This is a genomic window from Blastomonas sp. CCH1-A6 (genome assembly GCF_001556365.1).
Lineage (GTDB): Bacteria > Pseudomonadota > Alphaproteobacteria > Sphingomonadales > Sphingomonadaceae > Blastomonas > Blastomonas ursincola.
In genome coordinates this window covers 1-636 of the sequence record NZ_LSIS01000381.1, presented here as the reverse complement: position 1 = coordinate 636, position 636 = coordinate 1, and the positions used below count along the sequence as shown (strand labels likewise).

General features: G+C 64.6%; 1 protein-coding gene. It reads left to right on the top strand.

All coding sequences use genetic code 11. From position 1 onward, the window contains the following. A partial coding sequence (locus AX735_RS25300) for a phage tail protein (RefSeq protein WP_202189609.1) occupies positions 1–636 on the top strand: 636 nt, incomplete at both ends.

Genomic DNA, 636 nt, shown 5'->3' with positions numbered 1-636 from the left:
TTCATCACCGCGGCGAACCTGTGCGATGAGGACGTCTCGATAGCAGCCGGTGGCACCGAGCCGCGCTATCGCAGCGACGGGGTGGTCAGCGAGGGGGACAGCCCCACCGTCATCATGGACGCGCTCAAGGCGGCGATGAATGCCGACCTCGATGATGTCGGCGGCAAGCTGCGGCTGTTCGTTTTTCATAACGACCTTGGCACGCCACTGGCCGATTTCAACGAGAACGACATTCTGGGCTCGTTCGAGTATCGCGCGACGGCCGCGCTCGATGAGAGCTTCAACGTCGTTCGCGGCACCTACACCGATCCGCGCGACCAGGCGCTCTACCAGCAAATCGACTATCCGCAGGTCGAGTTGCCGAGCCGCGACGGTATTGATCGCATCGACACCTTCCCGCTCGCTCTCGTCCAGTCGCCAAGCCAGGCGCAGCGCCTCGCCAAGCAACGCCTGCAGCGCATGCAGTTCGGCGGCGTGTTCACCGCCACCGGGCAGGCGACATGGTGGAAGGTCCAGAAGAACAGCGTCGTGCGCCTCACCTTCGCACCGCGCGGGTGGGTCAACAAGCTGTTCCGCGTGGCCGAGCTCGAGCATCGCGTCGATGGGACGGTGCCGATCACGCTACGCGAGGAAGCG